The 21,716-nt window shown below is 69.4% G+C and carries 17 protein-coding genes; 6 read left to right on the top strand and 11 right to left on the bottom strand.

The features are described from left to right. Positions 1-160 precede the first annotated feature (160 nt). Genes ACFV9C_RS37440 through ACFV9C_RS37430 form a run of 3 tightly spaced genes read right to left on the bottom strand, consistent with a single transcriptional unit; the run spans position 161 to position 3,827 of the window. Complete coding sequence (locus ACFV9C_RS37440; RefSeq protein ID WP_380201389.1) at positions 161-934, bottom strand: hypothetical protein; 774 nt, start codon at positions 932-934, stop codon at positions 161-163. A gap of 2 nt (positions 935-936) precedes the next feature. After that, positions 937-2,712: a protein kinase gene (locus ACFV9C_RS37435; RefSeq protein WP_380201387.1), complete on the bottom strand. Its 1,776-nt coding sequence runs from the start codon at positions 2,710-2,712 to the stop codon at positions 937-939. After that, positions 2,709-3,827, bottom strand: a complete 1,119-nt coding sequence (locus tag ACFV9C_RS37430) for a neutral zinc metallopeptidase (RefSeq protein WP_380201384.1) — start codon at positions 3,825-3,827, stop codon at positions 2,709-2,711. The genes ACFV9C_RS37435 and ACFV9C_RS37430 overlap by 4 nt, the downstream gene beginning before the upstream one ends. Before the next feature lie 79 nt (positions 3,828-3,906). Between ACFV9C_RS37430 and ACFV9C_RS37425 the strand changes: the two genes are divergently transcribed. Beyond that, positions 3,907-5,616 (top strand): DUF2207 domain-containing protein, encoded by a 1,710-nt coding sequence (locus ACFV9C_RS37425; protein WP_380201382.1) that lies wholly within the window; start codon positions 3,907-3,909, stop codon positions 5,614-5,616. A 47-nt stretch (positions 5,617-5,663) separates the two neighbouring features. On the opposite strand, the gene ACFV9C_RS37420 is transcribed toward ACFV9C_RS37425, so the two are convergent. Further along, positions 5,664-6,671, bottom strand: coding sequence for a neutral zinc metallopeptidase (locus tag ACFV9C_RS37420; RefSeq protein WP_380201380.1), 1,008 nt, complete (start codon positions 6,669-6,671; stop codon positions 5,664-5,666). 1,455 nt (positions 6,672-8,126) lie between these two features. Here ACFV9C_RS37420 and ACFV9C_RS37415 point away from each other — a divergent pair. After that, positions 8,127-8,954 (top strand): pentapeptide repeat-containing protein, encoded by an 828-nt coding sequence (locus tag ACFV9C_RS37415; RefSeq protein WP_380201378.1) that lies wholly within the window; start codon positions 8,127-8,129, stop codon positions 8,952-8,954. A 376-nt stretch (positions 8,955-9,330) separates the two neighbouring features. Here the strand turns inward: ACFV9C_RS37415 and ACFV9C_RS37410 are convergent, their stop codons facing one another. Beyond that, on the bottom strand, positions 9,331-10,578 hold the full coding sequence (locus ACFV9C_RS37410) for a neutral zinc metallopeptidase (protein WP_380201376.1): 1,248 nt from the start codon (positions 10,576-10,578) through the stop codon (positions 9,331-9,333). A gap of 130 nt (positions 10,579-10,708) precedes the next feature. Here ACFV9C_RS37410 and ACFV9C_RS37405 point away from each other — a divergent pair, with 130 nt between their 5' ends. Beyond that, positions 10,709-12,412: a DUF2207 domain-containing protein gene (locus ACFV9C_RS37405; protein WP_380201374.1), complete on the top strand. Its 1,704-nt coding sequence runs from the start codon at positions 10,709-10,711 to the stop codon at positions 12,410-12,412. A 54-nt stretch (positions 12,413-12,466) separates the two neighbouring features. Here the strand turns inward: ACFV9C_RS37405 and ACFV9C_RS37400 are convergent, their stop codons facing one another. The 4 genes from ACFV9C_RS37400 to ACFV9C_RS37385 all read right to left on the bottom strand — a co-directional run bounded on the left by ACFV9C_RS37400 (position 12,467) and on the right by ACFV9C_RS37385 (position 16,471). Beyond that, on the bottom strand, positions 12,467-13,717 hold the full coding sequence (locus tag ACFV9C_RS37400) for a peptidase C39 family protein (protein ID WP_380201372.1): 1,251 nt from the start codon (positions 13,715-13,717) through the stop codon (positions 12,467-12,469). Positions 13,718-13,742: 25 nt separating this feature from the next. Beyond that, on the bottom strand, positions 13,743-14,300 hold the full coding sequence (locus tag ACFV9C_RS37395) for a GNAT family N-acetyltransferase (RefSeq protein WP_380201370.1): 558 nt from the start codon (positions 14,298-14,300) through the stop codon (positions 13,743-13,745). Between the two features lie 31 nt (positions 14,301-14,331). Beyond that, positions 14,332-15,153, bottom strand: coding sequence for a lysozyme (locus ACFV9C_RS37390; protein ID WP_380201368.1), 822 nt, complete (start codon positions 15,151-15,153; stop codon positions 14,332-14,334). A 103-nt stretch (positions 15,154-15,256) separates the two neighbouring features. Further along, positions 15,257-16,471, bottom strand: coding sequence for a neutral zinc metallopeptidase (locus ACFV9C_RS37385; protein WP_380201366.1), 1,215 nt, complete (start codon positions 16,469-16,471; stop codon positions 15,257-15,259). 73 nt (positions 16,472-16,544) lie between these two features. Between ACFV9C_RS37385 and cysS the strand changes: the two genes are divergently transcribed. The 3 genes from cysS to ACFV9C_RS37370 are packed head-to-tail and all read left to right on the top strand — an operon-like array spanning position 16,545 to position 19,739. Beyond that, entirely contained in the window at positions 16,545-17,969 is a 1,425-nt protein-coding gene (cysS, locus tag ACFV9C_RS37380; protein ID WP_380201364.1) for a cysteine--tRNA ligase, read from the top strand. Between the two features lies 1 nt (position 17,970). Next, on the top strand, positions 17,971-18,933 hold the full coding sequence (rlmB, locus tag ACFV9C_RS37375; protein WP_380201362.1) for a 23S rRNA (guanosine(2251)-2'-O)-methyltransferase RlmB: 963 nt from the start codon (positions 17,971-17,973) through the stop codon (positions 18,931-18,933). 47 nt (positions 18,934-18,980) lie between these two features. Continuing rightward, complete coding sequence (locus tag ACFV9C_RS37370) at positions 18,981-19,739, top strand: DinB family protein (RefSeq protein WP_380201360.1); 759 nt, start codon at positions 18,981-18,983, stop codon at positions 19,737-19,739. A gap of 40 nt (positions 19,740-19,779) precedes the next feature. Here the strand turns inward: ACFV9C_RS37370 and ACFV9C_RS37365 are convergent, their stop codons facing one another. Then, on the bottom strand, positions 19,780-20,658 hold the full coding sequence (locus ACFV9C_RS37365) for a S1 family peptidase (RefSeq protein WP_380201358.1): 879 nt from the start codon (positions 20,656-20,658) through the stop codon (positions 19,780-19,782). A 125-nt stretch (positions 20,659-20,783) separates the two neighbouring features. Then, positions 20,784-21,662: a S1 family peptidase gene (locus ACFV9C_RS37360; RefSeq protein WP_380201356.1), complete on the bottom strand. Its 879-nt coding sequence runs from the start codon at positions 21,660-21,662 to the stop codon at positions 20,784-20,786. Positions 21,663-21,716 lie beyond the last annotated feature (54 nt).

Genomic DNA, 21,716 nt, shown 5'->3' with positions numbered 1-21,716 from the left:
GGGCGGATAATACGCCGCTCAGTTACCAGTTCGATAACCCGAAGCGAACACGTGGGTGCGTCCATCAACCGCTTGAGCTACACCGGGACGTTGACCGCGTTGTCACGACTCTTGAACATGCGGCGAAGTTAAGGCCGGTCGCCGGGGACCCCTCCCGAGCTCATTCGTCCAGTACGTCGAGGTCCCGCGGGACCAGCGTGGTCGTCAGCAGCAGCGCCCGGAACAGGTTGTCGTTCAACGCGTTGCCGACCGGCTCACCGACCTCGTCACGGGTCAGCCCCGGTACGCCGTCCCGCGACAGGCGGGTGCGTACGTTCGACACCAGGTGTTCGACCCGCTTGGCCGTCCAGTTCTCGCCGGGCTGCAGCTCCGCGAGCTGGTCGGCGGCCTGCCGCCAGGAGCGCGGCAACGGGTGCAGGTCGTGCAGGAGGTACCGCTGGCCGACCACGATCAGCGCCAGCTTCTCCGGAGGCGAGAGCTGCCAGGTGCGCGGGGGCTGCGTTGGGTCACGGGGTCGCAGTACGGGACGGCTGCCGCTGTCGCCGACGACGTACACCTGCAGGAGGTGCTCGCGGCCGCTGGAGCCCTGGACGAACAGCGGGGTGTAACCAGGAGCGAGAGGCATCGGGTCCTCGCCGCCGAACAGCATCTGCTCGCGTGGGAACCGCACCGGCAGCCGGCCAGTCACTGCGACCCACCACTGACCGCCCCGGTAACTGATGGACCCGTGCATGCGGCTGACGCGCTGGTCGTCCTCCCCGACCGACACGTGCACCTCTGACCGGTTCCGTCCGAACAGGATGGTCCGTTGCGCACCAGGGTCGGCGCTGACTCCGCCCTCGACGCTCAGCACGTAGATGGTGCCTGGGCGTGCGTCAGGTACGCCGCTTGCCAGACTGCGCTGGTCCTGGGGGAGCCTGCGGATCGCCTCCATCGTCACGCCTTCGGGAGCTTCGGACCGGCGGCCTCGGCCAGCTTCGTCGCCAGTCCGCACAGCGTGACGGCCTTCGCCGTACCGGCGACGGACATCGTCACCAGCTCCTCCTGGTCCTGCCCGTCCGCGTCGACGAACTCCCGGAAGACGGTCACCACCGCACACGTGTCCGGGCCGTCGTTCTCGTTCGACAGGATCGCGGACCGCCCGCTGATCGTCAGCGCCTGCCCGTCCGTCGAGCCCGGCTGGTCCCGGTCGAAGTACAGGTCCACCTCGAGGTCGGTCGTCGTACTGTCCCAGCCGCATCTCCAGTTGCCGAACGACCTGTCCGGCGGGGACGTGCCGACACCCGGGATCAGCTTGAGCGCCTTGCGGTCCAGCAGCGTGCACGCGTCGACGTGCGCCAGCGAGGTGGCCGGCAACGGCGTCGTACGGCGAGGGATCGGGCCTGCCCGCAGTACGTCGATCGCCTTCTGGGTAACGGCATCCGCCATCCCGCAGACGTTCATCCCGGACCCGTGCGTGTGCTTGGCGACCACCTGGATCTGCGTACGGTCGGACAGCACCAGTACGCGCTCGCAGCCGTTGCCGCCGGACTTCTCCCGGGTCACGGTCCGCAGGTTGCCGGTGAACTGCTGTACGTCGCCTCTCGCTGTCACTGTGCCGGGCAGGTTCAGTTCTGCCCGTACGTTGACCTCCTGGTCGCCCTTGCCGGTCACGATCACGTCGCAGCGGTCGAAGTTGCCGTAGTCGGGTTCCAGGGTTGTCTGGCCGAACTTGGCCAGGGAGGTCTCGTCGATCAGCGCGCATGGGTCGACGGTCAGGGGGTCGCCGACGGGGCTGGTGGCTGGTGTCGACGAGGTTGTCGTTGGTGGTGCGCTGGAGGGTTGCGAAGGCTCCGAGGCAGCCTTCCCGATCAGTACGCCCAGCACTGCTACTACGGCTGTGCTCGCGGCGACCACGGGGATGACCCATCGTCTGCGCGGTCGGGCGGGCGTGGGCTTCGTACCGCCCAGCTCGTGGACCACTTGGTCGATGGTGGGGCGGGCTGCTGGGTCGACCGCGAGCATCTTGGTGATCAGCGGGGTCAGCTCGCCGCCGTGGCGGAGTGGGTCGATCTCGCCGCGGGCCGAGCGTCGCAGGACCGCCAAGGGGTTCGGGTCGCTGCCGAACGGCGAGTGGCCTTCGAGCGCACTGTAGAGCACCGCGCCCAGCGCGAACACGTCGGACGCGGTGGTCGGGTCGTTGCCGTCGGCCACTTCCGGGGCGAGGTACGTCGGCGTACCGACCGAGGCGCTGTCGGTGAGCGTCGCGTCGGCCCACAACCGCTGCGAGATCCCGAAGTCCGCGAGCTTCGCCGTACCGTCCGCGGTGACCAGGACGTTCGCCGGCTTCAGGTCCCGATGCAGGATGCCGGCCGCGTGCACCGCCCGGAGCGCGGACGCGATCTGCGCGCCGATCCGCTTCACCTCGTCGACCGGCAACGTCCCCAGTTCGTCCAGGCTCCGCGACGGCAGGTACTCCAGCACCAGCCAGTGCTCCTCGCCGTCCGACACCACGTCGAAGATCGTCACCACGTGCGGATCGTGCAGCCGGGCCCCGGTGCGGGCCTCGCGCCGCAGTCGGCGCCCGTCCTGGTCGTCGACACCAGGATGCGCCCGCTTGAGCGCGACCGTACGGTCCAGTTGCTGGTCGTGGGCACGCCAGACCGAGCCCATACCGCCCGAGCCGAGCGATTCCCCCAACAGGTAGCGGCCCCCGATCAGGCGGCCCGTCACTTCACCAGATCCGCCGATACCGCGAAGGTGTCGCAGGCCTTGTTCGCGCCGACGTTGAACCCGTTCTGGATCCAGAACCCCTGGCTGGTGGCGAGACCGTGCGTACGCTCGTCCTCCGGGGTGTCCGGCGACTCACCGAAGCTGTTGCTGGACTGTTCCTTGAACTCGTTCAGCCGGTTGGTCAACGGGTACGTCTTCGCCACCGCCCGGCTGAACACGCCGCCGAAGCAGGACGCCTGCAGTTCGTTCCGCCGCGAGCTCTCCAGCTTCTGGTCCGGGTGGTCCTGCAGGTACGCCGCCCGCGCGTAGAACAGGCCGGTCACACCCTGCACGTGGTGGCCGTACTCGTGCGCGATCGTCATCAGGTAGGCCAGGTCCTCCTTGGGACCGAAGGCCTTGTCCATCTGCTTCACGTCGACGTACATGATCTGGTTGCCGTAGCAGTAGAACGCCAGGACCCGGCCGGACAGCGGCTCGAAGTTCCCGCAGGCGGTCTGCACCGGCTTGTCGAAGACGACCAGCCCGGGGTCCGGCTTGTCCTGCCCGAGCTCGTGGAAGACCGGGCGCCAGGCGTCGTTCAGGCACTTGAAGAGGCGTTGGTAGTAGACCTTCTGCGCGGCCAGGCCACCGTTGCCGAGGTCGGCCGACTTGCAGTTCTGTTCCGGCAGCGGGCCGGTCCGGTAGACGTCCGCGTTCAGCAGGAAGTCCTCGGCGGTCCCCTTCTCCGGGTTGGTGGTCGGCGTCGGCACGATCGACGGACCGGTCAGCTTGGGCTCCACCGGCCCGGAGGCGGTGGAGGTGCTGCCGCCGGTCCACAAGACGATCGCCATGATCGCCGCGGCGATGCCGATGACCACGAGCAGCGAGAAACCGAGCAGCACCAAGCGGAACGAGCTGTCCCGGCGGGACGGCGGCTGGAACCCGTTGAAGTGGCCGGGACCGCCGTACGGCTGGCCCTGGAACTGGCCCTGGAACTGGCCTTGGTGCGGTGCTTGACCTTGTTGCTGGGGCCACGGTGCGGACTGCGGCGGCGGGAGGACGCCAGGCGGCGGGCCCAACGGGCGGCCCTGTGGCGGGCCTTGCTGCTGGCCACCGTAGCCGTACGGGCTGCTCACAGCTCTTGGCCTCCCTGCGGTCGGGTCACGCGGTCTGTCGGGTTCGCTGCACGAACCGGCACGAGACTACCCTCGACCCATGTCACCGAAGCGCCGCCTCCTTCCGGCTGCCCTCCTGATGTCCCTGACCGCCCCGGTCGCCGCCCTGTTCGTTGCCCTGAGCCCGGTGTCCGCCCAGGCCGCCGTGACGGCGGACGACCAGATCACGGCGTACACCGCGGACGCGACCCTGACCAAGGACGGTCAGCTGCAGGTCAAGGAGACCGTGGACCTGGCCGCCGGCGGTACGACGTTCAGCCGGACGCTGGCCACCCGGGTCCGCGCCGACGCCGAGCGGGACCGGACGTACGACCTCAAGGACGTGTCAGCGACGGTGAACGGGCAGCCCGCGCAGGGCTTCCAGAACCAGAGCGTCGACGACGGCCGCGAGCTGACGCTGAACGTCTCCGGGAAGTCCCAGATCGTCTACAACTACACCGTGGACAACGTGGTCGCCGACTCGGTCGACGGCCGCGAGGTGAGCTGGCCGGTCGTACAGGGCTTCGGCGTGTCGATCCCCGAGGCCAAGCTGAACATCAGTGTCCCGTTCGCGACCTGGGTGACCTGCTTCGCCGGCCGTTCCGGCTCGAGCATGCCGTGTACGACGTCGCAGCTGGGGGAGTCCGCCGAGCTCGAGATCCAGCAGAACGGCGTACCGGCGGCCGGCCGGGTGACGTTCCTGACCGGGCTGAGCGACCAGGCCACGGTGCAGGCGAACGCGAAGTACACGACGCCGTGGTCGCTCAGCCGGGCGTTCACCGTCGACTCGACCACCGGCGGGCTCGCGATCCTGATCTTCGGCCTCGGGCTGCTCGGCGCCGTCGGCCTCTGGTTCTTCCGCGGCCGCGACGCCGCCAAGGTCGGCCACGGCGCGCCGGAGCGCCCGGTGCTCGACGGCGCCGACGGGCCGCAGTTCGCCGCGCCGGACGGCATCCGGCCCGGCCAGGTCGGCACCGTGGTGGACGAGTCGGCCGACGTCGTCGACATCACCGCGACCCTGCTGGACCTTGCCGTCCGCAACTACCTGACGATCGTCGAGCAGCCACGGGACTCGCACTTCGGCAAGCTCGACTGGGAGCTCAAGCGGCTGCACCCGGGCGGCCCAGAGCTGCTCGCGTACGAGAAGGCGCTGCTGGACGCGGTGTTCGCGGACGGCGACTCCGTACTCGTGTCCGCCCTCGGGCACTCGCTCCGGCCGCGGCTCAACCTGGTCCGGGAGCAGCTGTACGCCGACGTCGTCACGCAGGGCTGGTTCAACAACCGCCCGGACGCCGTACGGAACCGTTGGACCACGGCGGGCGTGGTGCTGCTCGGTGCGGGCGTCGTACTGACGATCGTGCTCGCCATCGTCAGCAAGTTCGCCCTGGTCGGGTTCGCCGTGATGGCGGCCGGGCTGGTGCTCGCACTGGTCGGCCAGGCCGCACCGGCCCGTACCGCGCGCGGTGCCGCCGTACTGGGCCGGGTGTTCGGTCTGCAGCACTACCTGGCCAACGAGACCTCCGCGGACCTGCCGGCGGGCAGTCGGCTCGAGTTCGCGTCCCGGTGCCTGCCGTACGCCGCCGTACTCGGGCTGACCGAGAAGTGGGCGCTGGAGATCGCGGCGACCGATGACGACGACGACCCGGACGAGGGCATCGGCTGGTACTCCGGCCCGGAGAACTGGCACCTCTCGAACATCGGGGAGTCGCTGAGCAACTTCGTCACGTCGTTCGGCGGCTCGCTGAGCAACGCGCGGCGGCTGTTCGGCTAAGACGCGCCAAGAGCCGGCCCATCGTCGTGATGGGCCGGCTCTTTGTCTCAGTTGACCCGTACGGGCGCGGCCGTGAAGGTGTTGCAGGAGTTGGGCTGCTTGCTGTTGTAGCCCGCGATCGACCACTGGTAGTTGCTCACCCGGTTGCCGTGGTCGTGCCCACGCGGTACGGCGTAGTCGTCGCCCATGTGCGCGATCAGGAGCTTCCAGTTCGCGAGCAACGGGCCGGACATCGGGGTGAACTGGGCGTTCGCGCCGAGGTAGACCGCGCCCAGGCAGGTCGCCTGCAGCTCACGCCGCCGGCTCTCGGTCAGCTGCTGCGTCGGGTTCATGCTCTTCTGCCGGGTCAGTGACGACGCGAGGATCCCGCTCAGCTTCTGCACGTGGTGCCCGTACTCGTGGGCGAACGTGTTCAGCATGATCGCCCGCGCGTAGACCGGGTTCTTCGTGTAGTTCACGCTGTCGACCGTGAACGGCAGGTAGATCGTCTCGTTCGCCAGGCAGTACGCCGCCCGGACACTGCGCTGCATCCCGCACGGCGACGACAGCTTGCCGACGTACACGACCGCCTTCGGGCTCCGGAACGGCAGGTTCGCCTTCTTCATCGCCAGCCACCAGGTCCGGTTCAGGCACAGCATCAGCCGGGTGTAGTACTGCTGCGTGGCCGGCACGGTCGCCGGCGCGAACGCCGGCTCCACACACTTCGACGCCGCCACCGGACCGATCGTGTACAGCCGGCTCCCCTTCACCACCTCGTCCACCGTCGGCCCCCGCGGACCGGTCGGCGTCGGCGAGGAAGGCGTCGGGGACGGCGACTCCGAAGGCGTCGTCGAGGCCGGTGCGGTCGGGCTCTGCTTCGCTTCCGCGTCGCCGCCACCGACACTACGGACGATCAGCGTGATCCCGGTCGCGAGCACGAGCACGGCCAACGCAACGATCCCGATCAGCAACGGCCGCGTCAGCTTCTTCTTCCGGCGGCGCCGGCCACCCGGAGGCTGCGGAATAGGAATCGGCGGGTACTGCCACGTAGGCGCCTGCTGCACAGGCTGCCCCATAGGCCCAATCTGCCCACCATGACCGCCAGGCCCACCACCCGAGCCGGGTCCGCCAGGCCCACCACCGCCGGGCCCACCAGCTGAGCCTTGTCCACCGTGAGGACCCTGCCCTGCCTGGGCGCCCCACATGCCCTGCCCCGCCTCGGATGACTGCCCAGCGGAGTGCCGCCCACCGCCCTGCTGATTCTGCGGCGGCAACGCATTACTCCAAGGCGAAGCCGCCTGCTGCTCCTGATTCCCCTGCGTTCCCCACAGATAAGACCCCTCAGAATGCGGCCCCGCCTGCTGCCGAGGCTCCTGCTGCGAAGGCGAAGCCTGCCAAGCACTCGACTCCGACCGCCCCCCAGCCTGCAACGTCCAAGACTGGTTACCCCAACCCCCGCCGCCCTCCCCACCCTCACCATCCCCCTGGGAGCCGCCGCCCTGGGAGGTGCCGGGCTGGGAGGTGCCGGCCTGTGGACTGCCGCCTTGCGAGCTGTCGCCCCACGCCGCACCCGGCTGCGAGCCGCCGCCCGTCGAGCGGCTGCCCCACAGTTCGCCCGGCTGCGAGCCGGCGCCCTGGGAGCTTCCGCTGCCCGTCTCACCGGACTGCGAACCCCACGAGGGGCCCTGCGCGGATCCGCCCGTGTACGAGTCGTCGCGCGAAGTACCCGACCCGTCCGGCGTACGAGAGTTGCCGGCGGACGACGTACCGGAGCTGCTGCCGGCCGGCGTACCGGACGAACCGTCCTGCGGCTGACCAGACTCCGGCGGCTCGGACCAGGAAGGCCGCGGCTGCCACGGGTCCGGTCCGTTCGTCCCCGACTGCCCCTGGTTGGGCTGCCACAACTCAGAGGTACCCGAACCAGACTCACCCGACTCCGCCTGCGACCAAGCCGGCTTGGAAGGAGCCCAATCCGGATTAGCCCGCCAAGCCTCCCTCTCGTCGCCCTGCCCACCAAACTCCCCAGCCCCACCCTGACCAGCCCCACCCTGGCCAGAGCCCGACTGGCCTGAGCCCGACTGCCCTGAGCCCGACTGCCCTGAGCCCGACTGCCCTGAGGCCGGCTGGCCTGAGCCCGACTGGCTCGGCCCGGACTGCCCGCCACCGAACTGGCTCGGTCCGGACTGCCCGGGTGCGAACGGTCCACCACCGGGTTGGCCCTGGCCGGGCTGACCCGACGTCGGCCGGCCAGCACCTGGTACGCCGGGGTTGTACCAGCCGGAGGTAGCGCCGCCGGTGCCCGATTCACCTGGGCCTGGCTGACCTAGGCCCGGTTGACCTGGGCCGGGGCCCGCTTGACCGGAGCCTGTTTGACCGGGCCCGAATGAGCCGGAGCCAGAGCCCGTCTGACCGGGGCCGAAGGAGCCGTCGCCTGCCTGACCGGAGCCCGCCTGACCGGGGCCGAATGAGCCGGAGCCGGTGCCTGCCTGACCGGGGCCGAACGGGCCGGAGGCGGGACCACCGGGACCTGCTTGACCAGGGCCGAAGGAGCCGTCACCTGCCTGCCCGGAGCCAGCCTGACTGGGGCCTGCCTGACTGGGGCCTGGTTGACCGGGGCCCGCTTGACCAGGGCCGGACGGGCCGGGGCCGGACGGGCCGGAGGTGGGACCGCCGGGGCCTGGTTGGCCTGGGCCGTACTGGCCTGGTGTGGCGCCGCCGGTGGGTGTGCGTGGCGTGCGGGCGGGGCCGGGGTGGTTGGGGGAGGACGGGTTGTCTGGTTGATCGGGGTGTTCTCGGCGGTTGGGGTCCCAGCCGCCGTCGAACCAGTTGTTGGCGGGGGCGTCGGGTTGACCCGGGTTCTGGAACTCGCGCTTGGCCTGGTTGTCGGCGCTCCACCAACTGGAGCCCTGTCCGTCACCACCAGCCGGCTGTTCACCAGAAGCCGGCGCCTGGGGACCGCGTTCGTTGTCCCGCGACCCGAACCACCCACCGGACGACCCCTGCCCGCTCCCGGAACCACCGGAAGCGCCAGACCCGTCCTGACCCGAACCACTCGCCTCAGGCCCACGCCGGGAGAACCAACTCTCCCCAGACCCCGGCTTCCCCGAACCCTGTCCACCAGCCCCGGACCCACCGGAGCCACCCGCACCCCCAGCGCTGTACCCGCCAGAGCCCCCAGGCCCACCTGGTCCACCAGGTACGCCGGGGCCTGCGTTGCCGGGACCGCTCACGCCAGGCGTGCCCGCGCCGGGGTTGCCGGTGTTGGGGCCGTACTGGGTGGGTGCGCCGGGGTTGTTCTGACCGGAGCCATAGGCACCGTGACCGGACGTGCCCTGGCTGCCCGGCCCGGGGGTGCCTGAACCCGGGGTGCCTGGACCGGACCTGCCGGATCCGCCCGCGCCGGGTCCGCCTGGGCCGGATGCGCCTGGACCACCGTGGCCGGACCTCCCGGGGCCACCAGGGGCGGGTGTGCCTGGGGGTGGTGGGGTGGGGGTGGGGTGGTCAGGAACGGGCTCCTGTGGGCGGTCCGGCTGGGGTTCAGCCGGGTCGCCCTCGGGGGGCTGGTTCCAGTTGTCCGACATCGATGCTCCTCACGACCTTGCTCGGCGTAGCTCGTTGGTGGGGCGCCGAAGCCGCCTCCCCCGGCACATACTTTGCGCGATCCGGACCCACCAGGCTAGCTAGTTCGGCAGGTCGCCCGGCAGTTGGTTCGGCAGGAGTGATCGGACCGTGCTCTCACTGGACCTTGCCGGCCGACGCGGACCAGGTGTTGCAGACGCGTGGGTCGCGGGCGTTGTAGCCGCGCAGCGCCCAGTACTGGTGGTTGTTGGCGTCGCCGTGGTCGTTGTTCAGGTCGGTGACGTGGCCGATCAGCCAGCGCCACTGGACCTGCGACTGCCCGGTGACGGGGTAGCTGCTCTTGTTCGCGCCGATGAAGATGTCCGAGAAGCAGGAGGCCTGGAGTTCGAGCCGCCGGCTGTCCTGAAGTTCCATCGCGTAGTTCGGCCGCTCGTACCGGATCCGCGCGTACGCCTGCAGGATGCCCATGTTGTTCTGTACGTGGTGCCCGTACTCGTGGGCCATCTGGTGCAGCATCCACATCCGCGCCCACACCTTCTGGTAGCTCTCCGGGTACCGGTTGTAGTTGCCGGTGTCCTCGGTGAGGTTCATGTAGATGGTGTCGTTGGTACCGCAAAAGAACGGCGGGTTGGCGTCCGAGTGGGTGCCGCACGGCGACGACACCGACCCGCTGAACGTGATCACGTGTGGCGCACGGAACCGTCCGCCGGCTTTGGCGACCATCGGCGCCCAGGCCTTGTTCAGACAGCCCAGCAGGTTCTTGTAGTTCGCCCTGGCACCGGCTGCGCTGCTAGGCCGTGCGCTGACCTCTCTGCAGCGCACCGACGACATCACACCGGTCTTGTACAGGGCGTTCTTCACGACCAGGTCGCTGTCTGAAGGGCCTGGGTTGGTCGTTGGCTTCGACGTGGTCGTCGTCTGCCGGCTGGCCGTCGGGCGGGTCGGCTGGGTGGTGGACTGCGTGGTGGTCGGCTCACCCCGCGTCGACGGCGCCTCGGTCGGTTCCGTCGGCTCGGTCGGGCTGTACGTCGTCGTGATGCTCGGCTCGGATACCGGGTCGCTGTTGTGCTTCAGCGCCGACGAGAGCGCCTTCAACGCAGTACCGCCGATCACCAGCACGCCAAGAACCACCAGTACGGCGATCAGTGGGCCGCGGCCCTTCTTCTTCGGCGGCCGTGGTCCACCGGGCGCCGCGCCCCAGCCGAACTGCTGCGGCTGTCCCGGAATTGGTTGCCCTGGGTAACCAGGTGGCCCTTGGTACGGCGGTCCCTGCGGAGGCCCCTGGTACGGCGGACGGCCAGGCGGCGGTGTTCCGCCGTACCCAGGCCCCTGCTGCCACGGTTGCTGTGGCTGCTGCGGTGGGTACTGCTGACCGGGCGGTGGTCCCCATTGGTTGCCTGACACCCCCGAGACGCTACCGGAGTGCGGGCTCAACTTCGGCGCCGGTCCGGGTGCCCCGTTGCGTGCCTGACACCCGGCGGACGCTAGGGTGCCCGGTGTCAACCTGACCCTCTCTCTACGGTGTGATTGGGCGATGCGTCTACGTCTCCTCGGGCTCTCCCTGTGTGCCCTCGGCCTGCTCGGCCTGTCCGCTGTCCCCGCGGGCGCGGCCGGGACCGGTGCCGCGGCCGGAAGCAGCGCGACCGCCGACCCGGTGGTCACCAACTACGACAGTCAGGTCCGGGTCGAGCGTGACGGCCTGCTCCGGGTTTCGGAGACCTGGAAGCTGAGCAACGTGAACGGGACCTTCACCCGGTTCGTGGTGACCCGTGACCACCTGGACAACGACATCGACCACGTCCAGGAGATCGGCGACCTGCAGGTCAAGGCCGGCGGCCAGGACAAGAAGACCGAGGTGAAGACGGACGGCGACGTCACGTCGATCGCGGTCCCGGACGTGACCAGCAGTACGACGGAGCTCGACTTCACGTACACCGTGAAGGGCGCGGTGTCGAAGACGCTGGACGGCACCGAGGTGCAGTTCGCGCCACTGACCGGGATCAGCATCCCGATCCAGGAGGTGAACGCGGTCTTCAGCGTCCCGGACGTGACGCACGTCGCCTGTTTCGCCGGCCCGGTGAACAGCAACGTCCCGTGTTCGCTGGCGCAGATCGGCGAGACGTCCGGCCCGACGTTCAAGCAGACCGCGCTGCCGCCGGGCAACACGGTTCGGATGATCGTCGGTTTCCCGAAGGACCAGATCGCGGCGAACACGATCGTCGAGTACCGGCACACCTTCAAGCGCGCCTTCTCCACCGACGCCGCGCAGCTGATCACCGCGCTGCTGGTGCTGCTGCTGGGCGCGATCGCGCTCGGCGTGCTGTACCGGCTCCGCGGCCGCGACCAGGTGGACCCGCGGCGGGTCGTACCGGCGTCGCTGTTCAGCCTCGGCACCGACGCGCGGATCGACTTCACGCCGCCGTCCGGCCTGCGGCCCGGTGAGGTCGGCACGCTGATCGACGAGCGGATCGACCCGGTCGACGTGACCGCGACGATCATCGACCTCGCGGTCCGCGGCCACATCACGATCGTCGAGCTGGACAAGCGCAGCGAGTACGCCCGCGGCGACTGGGAGCTGCGCCGGGTCACGAACGCGCCGGCCGAGGAGCTGCACCGGTACGAGAACGTCCTGATCCGGGCGATCTTCGGCGACGCCGACTCGGTGCTGGTCTCCGAGCTCGGCAAGCAGGTCCGCGCCGGTCTCGACCAGGTCCAGGACGCGCTGTACGACGGTGTCGTGAAGCGCGGCTGGTTCACCGAGCGTCCGGACCGGACCCGTTCGCTGTGGGCGACGATCGGCATCGGGACCACCGTGGTCGGCGTGATCGCGACCGTCCTGCCGGCGCTGCTGTCGACCTGGGGTCTGCTCGGGATCGCGATCACGCTGGTCGGCGTCGGTCTGCTGGTGATCGGCCGCTACATGCCGGCCAAGGCCCCGGCCGCCGGTCGCGTCCTCGGTCAGGTCGCCGCGATCCGCGGTGAGCTGCTGGAGATGGACGTCAGCGAGCTCCCGGCCGACCAGGCGGTCGACCTGTGCTCGCGGGCGCTGCCGTACGCCGTCGTGCTCGGCGGCTCGGAGCGCTGGATCGACGCACTGGTTGCCACGGACTCCACACCGGGCGTGGAGGACGAGGGCTTCCCCTGGTACCGCGGCCCGGGCGGCTGGCACCTGCAGTACCTGCCGGACTCGCTCCGCAACCTCACCACGAACCTGACAGGCGCACTGTTCGCCCGCTGAGGTCTGAAAGAACAGAGCCCGCCACGCCGCCCCGGCGTGGCGGGCTCTGTCGTCTCACCAGTTGTGTTGCGGGTCCGAAGGCGCGGGCAACGCCGTACCTTCCGGATGCACCACGTAGACGAGTCCGCCCGAGTGCGGCACCCACGCGTTCTCGAACGCGGTCCGGTCGTACGTCGTCCGCACCTGGTCGTTGCTGGCGATCAGATGCGACGCGGGGTCGTTGACGATCACGTTGCCGGCCTGGTCGAACCCGACGATCACCATCAGGTGCCCGTTCGTCCCGTACCCCGCGCCCGGCAGGTCGCCCTTCTTGAACGACAACGACGCGATCAACGGGATCCCGGCCTTGATGAACTGCTCCGCCTCGGTCAGCGACCGCAGCCGCGTGACGAACGCGTCCACGCCGCGGGACCCGGCGTAGGCCGTGTTGAACGGCCAGTTGCCCGCCCCGTCGTACGCGTAGTCGAAGACCGAGCGCGCCGAGTGGTCCACCTGCGGGTCGGTGTACGACGGATCCACCCACGCGGTCTCGGCCGCTGCCGGACCGGCACCCCAGTAGTCCAGCACCATCGCGGTCGAGGTCGCCGAGCACCATGCCTCACCGCCGCCGTCCCACTGCGGGTACTGGCCGACGTGTGTCTCCTGCGAGTACGTCGGAACGTTCAGTACGACGCCTTCCGCGCCGCCGAGGGGGCTCGCGGCAACCTTCCTGTCGGAGGGGAGCGCCGACGCCATCGCGCCGACGGACCGAACCACCGGGGCCTGGGCCGTACCGCTCAGCCGGTACAGCGTGACCTTCAGCTGCCAGCGGTCCAGCCACTTGCCGGTCGCGGCCTGAAAGGTGTCCACGGCAACGGATCCGTCCGCGTCGCCCTGGCTCGGTACCGAGGTCCGGTGGATGTCGCCGGCGGCCGTGTCGTCGCCGCCGGACCAGCGGCCCAGCACATACCACTTGGTCGTCGTGCCGAGGTTCGTCGTACCGGCCATCGACACCTCGACCCAGGTGCCGGGCGGGGTGGTGGCGTTCCAGGACGCGACCAGTTCGGTCAGCCCGAAGCCGGTGCTGACCGGCGGCGACACCCAGCTCGTCCGGTCGTACGTCTTCGCGGTGCCGTCGCCGAACGGGTCGACGTACGACGTGGTGCCGGTCGACGTACCGAACGTGAGGGCGCCGTCGGCGACCGTGGTGCCCAACTGCTGGCCGGCCAGGAAGTCTGAGGTCGACGTCCAGCTCCGGTACGCGATCGCGCGGGCCGGAGCAACCTTCACAGCTTGGCTCGGCACGGTGCCGGTACTGAGGACCACGACCCCCAGCATAATGGAAATAAATTTACGAGCGGTCGTCCCACTCGGTGTAGAGCATCGCGAAGACCAGTTCATCGGTCCACTCGCCCTTCAGGTACTCGTTCTGCACGAAGTGCGCCTCCTGGCGCAGGCCGAGCCGCTGCAACAGCTTCACCGAGCCGGTGTTGCGGACGTCCAGCCGGGCGATGATCCGGTGCAGGCCGAGCTCCTCGAACCCGAGGCGCAGCAGTTCCACCGAGGCCTCCGCGGCGTACCCGTGGCCGTGCGACTCGGGATGGAAGACGTACCCGATCTCGCCGGTGCGCTGCTCGGTGCTGTTCAGGAACAGCGTGACCTCGCCCAGGTGCCGGCCGGTGTCCCGCAGGGTCACGGCGACGGTGAGCGCTTGACCGTCCGTGTCCATGGGGACATCGGCCAACCTGCCGGTGAGGGCCTCTTTGACCTGCTCGGGCGTCCGTACGTCGTACAGCAGGAACCGCGTGACGTCCGGGTTGGACTGCAGCTTCAGCAGGTCGTCGTAGTCGGTCTCGACGTAACGTCGAAGAGTCAGGCGGTCGGTCTCGATCGGCAGCGAGTAGCTCACCGACCGAGACTATGCGACCACCGCAACCCTTTTAGCCGTTGGCCAGCGCCTGCAGCCGACTGTAGTCGCCGTTGAACCGGTCCTGGTCGATCGGGCTCGAGCTGTACTGCCAGATCGTGTGGAACGGCCAGCCGCCCGGCAGCGTGCCCGGCGAGGAGGCGTACTTCGCCACCCACAGCGGGTTCGTCGAGTTGAAGGCGGTGCTGTTGCCGGTGCAGCGGCTCCACCAGTCCAGGTTCGTGTAGATCGGCACGTCCCGGCCGGTCCTCGCCTTGTAGGTGTTGGCGAAGTCGCGGATCCAGCTGACCATCGCGGACGCGCTCAGCCCGTAACAGGTCGCGCCGTACGGGTTGTACTCGATGTCGAGCGCGCCTGGCAGCGTCTTGCCGTCCTTGGACCAGCCACCGCCGTGGGCCAGGAAGTACGTCGCCTGGTTCGCGCCACTGGAGTCGTTCGGCGTGGCGAAGTGGTAGGCGCCACGGATCATCCCGACGTTGTAGGACCCGTTGTACTGCTGGGCGAAGTACGGGTTCGTGTAGTAGTTGCCTTCGGTCGCCTTTGTGTAGGCGAAGCGCTTACCGGCGCTCCACTGCGCGGACCAGTTCACGTTTCCCTGGTAGCTGGACACGTCGATACCTTCGACCGTGGCGGCCGGAGCCATGACGCTCGGCGTCGCGGCCGTGCCGGACGTCTTGGGGTTCGTCCAGCCCATGTAGCCGCCACCGGCAGCGGTGACGCCGTGCTGGCGCGCTTGCGCGGTGGGCTGATGGGCGTTGCTTGCTTGGGCGGAGCCGACTGAGGCCAAGAGCAGGCCAAGAGTCACGGCGGCACCCGTGAAAAGGGCGGACTTCACGGTTCTCCTCCAGAGCGATATGAGGGGCGGACAAAGCGCTCAGCGGAGGTCTTACCCGACTTCGGAGGAAATCAACCCTTTACACCTTGCGTTCCGTCATCATTTACCGAACGTACGACGCGGGCGCGGTGAACGTGTTGCAGGACGCCGGGCTCCGGCTGGTCCAGCCGGCGTTGGTCCACAGCGGGTACACCGCACGGCTGCCGTGGTCGGGCTGTACGCCGTACTCGTCGCCCTGGTGTGAGTGCAGCCACTGCAGCTGGTACTTCTTGTCGCCGGTGATCCCGAAGGTGGACCGGTTGGAGCCAAGGAACACGTTGCCGAAGCAGCTGGCCTGCAGTTCGGTACGGCGACTGATCTCGAGCGCCTTGGTGTTCGACGACGCGTACCGGAGGTTCCACGACGCGGTCAGGATGCCGACCATGTTCTGCACGTGGTGCCCGAACTCGTGGGCCACCGTGTCGGCCATCTTCATCCGCACCCAGTCGCTCTGGTACGAGATGTTGCCGTTCTTCCGCCAGAACGTGACGTCGGTGCCGGCTTCCATGTAGATCGTCTGGTTCGTCGGGCAGTAGAAGGAGATCCCGGCGCCGCTGCTGCCGCCGCACGGGCTGGTCGCGGAGCCGGAGAAGATCATCAGGCTCGGCGGCCGGAAGCGGCCCCCGGCGTACTGCACCTGGCGCGGCCAGGCGCGGTTCAGGCAGGTCAGGACCGCGGCGTAGTACTTGCGGGCGTTCGTGAGACTGGTCGGGCGGTACCCGGGCTCGCGGCAGTTCACCGACTTCATCACACCGGACTTGTAGACCCGGTTCTTGGTCACCATGACGTTGTCCGAGGGCGGGGCGGCAGTGGTCCGGGTGGCGCTCGGCTGGGTCGTCGTCGTGGTCGTCGTGGCGGTGGTGCGGGCCGGCTGGGTCGGGCGGGTGGTCGCCGGGGCGGAGGTCGTCGCCGGTTCGGTCGGGTGCGTCGAGCTGGTCGGCTCCGGCTGCGTGTAGGTGTCGTCGCCGTTGTGCTTGAGGATCGAGCTCACCACGAACAGCCCGACGGCGCCGAACAGCAGCACGAGCGGTACGACGATGAAGGGAGCCTTGCTCCTCTTCTTCTTGGGCGGCTGCGGGGGGAATCCGAACCCGGGGCCGGGCGGCGGACCCCAGTTCGGCGGTCCCGGCGGAGGGCCGTACTGCGGGCCGTACTGGGGGCCGTACTGCGGCGGTGGCCCGGGGTACTGCTGCTGCGGCGGCGGACCGGGGTAGGGATACTGCTGCGGCGGCGGTGGGTACTGCCCTGGTGGCGGCCCGTACGGCCCTTGGTTCGACACTGACCCGTCCTCCCGGAGATGTGCTGTGGATATCTTGTCAAGGACGGGTGCCACTTCCCGTTACCCTTGACCGGTGACACTTCGCTTGTACGACACCGCAACAGCAGCAGTGAGGGATTTCGAGCCGGTCCATCCGGGCAAGGTCGGGATCTACCACTGTGGGCTGACGGTGCAGGGTGCCCCGCATGTCGGGCACATCTACAAGGAAGTGGTCTTCGACGTCCTGCGCCGCTGGCTGGAGCGCTCCGGGTTCGAGGTCACGGTGATCGCGAACGTGACCGACATCGAGGACAAGATCCTCGCCAAGTCGGCCGAGCGCGGCGTCCCGTGGTGGGCGCACGCGTACGAGTTCGAGCGCGAGCTGCACTGGGCGTACGACGTGCTCGGCTGCCGCCCGCCGACGTACGAGCCGCGCGCCACCGGGCACATCCCGGAGATGCTCGAGCTGATCGAGCAGCTGATCGAGCGCGGCCACGCGTACGTCGCGCCCGACGGGTCCGGCGACGTCTACTTCGACGTGAAGTCCTGGCCCGCGTACGGCGAGCTCTCGCACCAGAACATCGCCGACATGGAGCCCGCCGAGGACGCGGACCCGCGCGGCAAGCGGGACCCGCGCGACTTCGCGCTCTGGAAGGGCTGGACCGAGGCCACGCCGCGGACCGCCTCGTGGCCGGCGCCGTGGGGCCGCGGCCGCCCGGGCTGGCACATCGAGTGCTCCGCGATGGCCGGGAAGTACCTCGGCGAGGAGTTCGACATCCACGGCGGCGGGCTGGACCTCCGGTTCCCGCACCACGAGAACGAGCTGGCCCAGTCGACCGCGGTCGGGCAGCGGTTCGCCCGGTTCTGGATGCACAACGCGCTGGTCACCACGGCCGGCGAGAAGATGTCGAAGTCGATGGGCAACAGCGCCGTCGTGCGGAACGTGGTCGAGCGGGTCCGCCCGATCGAGCTGCGCTACTACCTCGTGCAGTCGCACTACCGGTCGGTGGTGGAGTTCTCGTTCGAGGCGCTCGACGAGGCGGCGAAGAGCTTCCAGCGACTCGAGGGGTTCGTCGACCGCGCCACCGAGGTGACCGGCGGGGTCGAGCCGGCGGCCGAGCTGCCGTCGGACTTCGCCGCCGCGATGGACGACGACCTGGGGACGCCGGCCGCGATCGCCGTGCTGCACAACACGGTCCGCGACGGCAACAAGCTGGTTGCCGACGGCGACTCGGAGGCGCTGCGTGAGGCGCTCGCGGCGGTGCGCGGGATGCTCGGCGTGCTCGGGCTGGATCCGCTGGCCGAGCCGTGGGTGTCGCGCACCGGCGGCAGCGACGAGCTGACCGAGGTCGTCGACGGGCTGGTGAAGGCCCTGCTCGAGCAGCGCCAGGCTGCCCGCCTCCGCAAGGACTATGCCGCCGCGGACGCCGTCCGCGACCAGCTGAAGGCGCTCGGCGTCGTCATCGAGGACACCCCCCAGGGACCGCGTTGGTCGCTGGTATCAACCGAAGGAAACTGACGTGCCAGGCAGTAGTCAGCGCAAGGGAGCCATCCGGAAGAAGCCGCGGGGCAACCCGACGGCCGGTTCCGGTGGCCGGGTTCGCCGCGGTCTCGAAGGCAAGGGCCCGACGCCGAAGGCGGTGGACCGGGTCAAGCACCCGGCGCACAAGCGGGCGAAGGCGGCCGAGCGCGCCAAGGAACGCGAGGGGCGCAGCCGCCGGCCGGCCCGCAAGGACGCTGACTCGACGGTCGAGTGGGTGTACGGGCGGAACCCGGTCGTCGAGGCGCTCCGCGCCGGCGTGCCGGCGGCCGCGCTGCACGTTGCCGAAGGCACCGAACGGGACGCCCGGCTGCGCGAGGCGCTGCTGGTCGCGGTCGAGACCGGCGTCTCGGTGCTCGAGGTACCGCGTTCCGAGCTGGACCGGGTCACCGCGGGTGGCGCGCACCAGGGCGTCGCGCTGCAGATCCCGCCGTACGAGTACGCGCACCCCGACGACCTGCCGCAGCGGGCGTACGACGCCGGCGAGGTGCCGCTGATCGTCGCGCTCGACGGCGTGACCGACCCGCGGAACCTCGGCGCGATCACCCGGTCGGCGGCCGCGTTCGGCGCGCACGGCGTCGTCGTACCGGAGCGCCGTACGGCGTCGATGTCGGCGTCGGCGTGGAAGACGTCGGCCGGCGCCGCGGCGCGGATCCCGGTCGCCCGGGCCGGCAACCTGAACCGGGCGCTCAAGTCCTACAAGGACGCCGGGCTGCTGGTGATCGGCCTGGACATGAACGGTGCGGTCGAGCTGCCCGAGTTCGAGGCCGCGACCGAGCCGATCGTCCTGGTCATCGGCTCCGAGGGCAAGGGCCTCGCCCGCCTGGTCCGGGAGAACTGCGACCTGATCGTCTCGATCCCGATGACCAGCGCCACCGAGTCGCTGAACGCGGGCATCGCGGCGGGCGTCACGCTGTACGAGATCTCCCGCCGCCGCGGCTGACATGTTCCGGACGTGAACCGTCCGGAACATCCTCTACCGTCGCGTTCATGGAGAACTTCGAACAGGCCGACCTGAGCGGGGCGCACTTCAGCCAGGTGCGCCTCAATGACGCACGTTTCCGTCAGGTGTACCTCAACGACGCACGTTTCCGGCTGGTCGACCTGTCCGGGGCGATCCTCCGCGAGGTCCGCCTGACCGACGTCTCGATCGACGGCGCGGACCTGCGCGGCCTCACCATCGACGGTGTCGAGGTAGCCCCGCTGGTCGAGGCGGAACTGGTCCGCCGCCAACCGGCCCGGGCCTTCCGCCACGCGACCGACCTCGCCGACCTGCGCACAGCATGGACGCTGATCCAGGACACCTGGCAACAGACGTACGACCACGTGGCCACCCTCCCCGAAGGCACCACCGACATCTCGGTCGACGAGGAGTGGACCTTCGCCCAAACCCTCCGCCACCTGGTCTTCGCCACGGACGCCTGGCTCGGCGCCGCCCAGCAGTCGACCACCTACCACCCCAGTGGCCTCGCCTTCACCGACTTCACCGACCCCACCTCGTTGGGCCTGGACCCCACTGCCACCCCGCAGTACGCCGACATCCTGGCCCTCCGCGCAGACCGCGCCGCCGCCGTACAAACCTTCCTCGCCGACGCCACCCCAGCCCTCCTCGCCGAAAAACGCCAAGGCCCACCCTGGGCAGCCGAAGACCCCCTGACCACCCTCACCTGCCTCCACGTAATCCTCGACGAAGAACTCGAACACCACCACTACGCCACCCGAGACCTCGCCACCCTGAACGACAGATAGGCCGGGGAACTGAGTCCCCGGCCCATCTGTCAGGTGTGGATCAGTAGACGCTCACGCCGTAGCGGGAGAGGGCTTCGGTGACGGGCTGGAAGTAGGTGGTGCCGCCGGAGGAGCAGTTGCCGGAGCCGCCGGAGGTGAGGCCGAGGGCTACCGAGCCGGCGAAGAGGGCGCCGCCGGAGTCGCCGCCTTCGGCGCAGACGGTGGTCTTGATCAGGCCGGTGACGGTGCCTTCGGCGTAGTTGACGGTCGCGTTGACCGCCGTGACGGTGCCGCTGTGGACGCCGGTGGTGCTGCCGCTCCGCTTGACCGACTGGCCGACCGTCGCGTTGCCGGCGGACGTGATGTCCTGCGAGGACCCGTTGTACAGGTCAACGGTCCCGGGGTGGTTCGTGTACGACGTGTTGTACTTGACGATCGCGTAGTCGTTGCCCGGGAAGCTCGACCCGTACGTCGTACCGAGCAACGTGGTCTTGCTGGAGTTCGAGTACCAGCTGGAGGCGATGTTGCCGCAGTGACCGGCGGTCAGGAAGTAGTACGTGCTGCCGCTGCGGACGTTGAAGCCGAGCGAGCAGCGGTACTGCCCGCCGTAGATGGCGTCGCCGCCGGCGATGTACTTGGTCAGCTTGCCGGACATCTTCTCGAGCTTGATCCGGCTGCCGAACTGCTTGGTCGCACCGGTCAGCTGCGCGAGCTTGGCGCCGGTGACGGTGCTGTCGTACGACACGATGATCCGGCCGTTCGGGTCGGTCTCCCAGGCGGTGCCCGGGATCGTCGCGTTCTCGGCCAGCGTGGACGTGATCGCGGCTGCGGACAGTGTGGCCGGGTTGACCGGTGCGGCCGAGGCCTGCGTTGCCAGAAGTCCGGCGGCAGCAAGCCCGGCCGCGGCCAGGAGAGCGGTGGTACGGCGGAGTGGGAACATGGTTTCAGCCTCCTCACGATGAGGACGCCTTCGGGGCGGGGCGTCCTTGACTTCAACCGTGACGAGTCCTACCCACCATCTCCCTGAGTATTCAGGTAATCTCGGAGCGTAGGGGAAACCCGCGCTCAGTAGATGTAGACCCCGTACGCGTTCAGCGCCTGCACGATCGGCTGGAAGTACGTCACGCCACCCTGCGTGCAGTCACCGGAACCGCCCGACGTCAGCCCGAACGCGTACTGCCGGTAGAACAGCGGGCCGCCCGAGTCACCCGGCTCGGCGCAGACGCTCGTCCGGATCAGGCCGACCACGCGGCCGTCGCCGTAGTTCACCGTGGCGTTCAGGCCGGTCACCCGGCCGCTGTGCAGCCCGCTGGTGGCGCCGGAGCGGTACACCAGCTGGTTGAGGCCCGGGTTCATCGCCTTGGTGATGTCCTGCGAGTGGCCGTTGTACAGGTACACGCTGCCGCCCGGCGGCTTCGTCTTGATGTCGGTCCGGTACACGACCAGCGCGTAGTCGTGGTACGGGTACGTCGCGTTCCAGACGGCGCCCGTGTAGACCTTGTGCGCCTGGTCCTGGTACCAGCGGGCCGCGTCCTTGCCGCAGTGGCCGGCAGTGAGGAAGTAGTACTTCCCGCGCCGCTGCACGTTGAAGCCGACGGAGCACTTGTAGTTGCCGCCGAACGTCGCCATACCGCCGCTGATGTACTTCTGCAGCTTGCCGGGCAGCTTCTCCATCTGCACGTTGGTGCCGAGCTGCTTGGTCAGGCCGGTCAGCTTGGTCAGCTTCGTGCCGGTCACGGTGGAGTCGTACGACACCACGACGGTGCCGTCCGGCTTCGTCATCCACGCCGTACCCGCGGTGTGGATCTGGTCGTTCAGAGTGGCGGTGATCGCCTTGGCGGACAGGCGGGGCGGCTTCACCGGATCTGCCCCGGCCGGCGCGGCGGCGGTGAGGGCGAGAGCGGCGGCCGCCACCACGGCCGCGGTTCGTCGGAGAGATTTCATGGTGATCAGCCTTCCGGGGCGTACGGCTCCGATGCACGAAATGGCAGCAAGAGG

It is taken from the genome of Kribbella sp. NPDC059898 (assembly GCF_042730855.1).
Taxonomy (GTDB): Bacteria; Actinomycetota; Actinomycetes; order Propionibacteriales; family Kribbellaceae; genus Kribbella.
The sequence above is the reverse complement of the archived record's forward strand: the minus strand, read 5'-3'. Positions and strand labels throughout refer to the sequence as shown.

Bases quoted from the DNA above. Each gene is read 5' to 3' on its own strand.
- ACFV9C_RS37440 (WP_380201389.1), bottom strand. From the start codon at position 934: ATGGAGGCGATCCGCAGGCTCCCCCAGGACCAGCGCAGTCTGGCAAGC.
- ACFV9C_RS37425 (WP_380201382.1), top strand. From the start codon at position 3,907: ATGTCACCGAAGCGCCGCCTCCTTCCGGCTGCCCTCCTGATGTCCCTG.
- ACFV9C_RS37420 (WP_380201380.1), bottom strand. From the start codon at position 6,671: ATGGGGCAGCCTGTGCAGCAGGCGCCTACGTGGCAGTACCCGCCGATT.
- ACFV9C_RS37405 (WP_380201374.1), top strand. From the start codon at position 10,709: ATGCGTCTACGTCTCCTCGGGCTCTCCCTGTGTGCCCTCGGCCTGCTC.
- ACFV9C_RS37370 (WP_380201360.1), top strand. From the start codon at position 18,981: ATGGAGAACTTCGAACAGGCCGACCTGAGCGGGGCGCACTTCAGCCAG.
- ACFV9C_RS37365 (WP_380201358.1), bottom strand. From the start codon at position 20,658: ATGTTCCCACTCCGCCGTACCACCGCTCTCCTGGCCGCGGCCGGGCTT.
- ACFV9C_RS37360 (WP_380201356.1), bottom strand. From the start codon at position 21,662: ATGAAATCTCTCCGACGAACCGCGGCCGTGGTGGCGGCCGCCGCTCTC.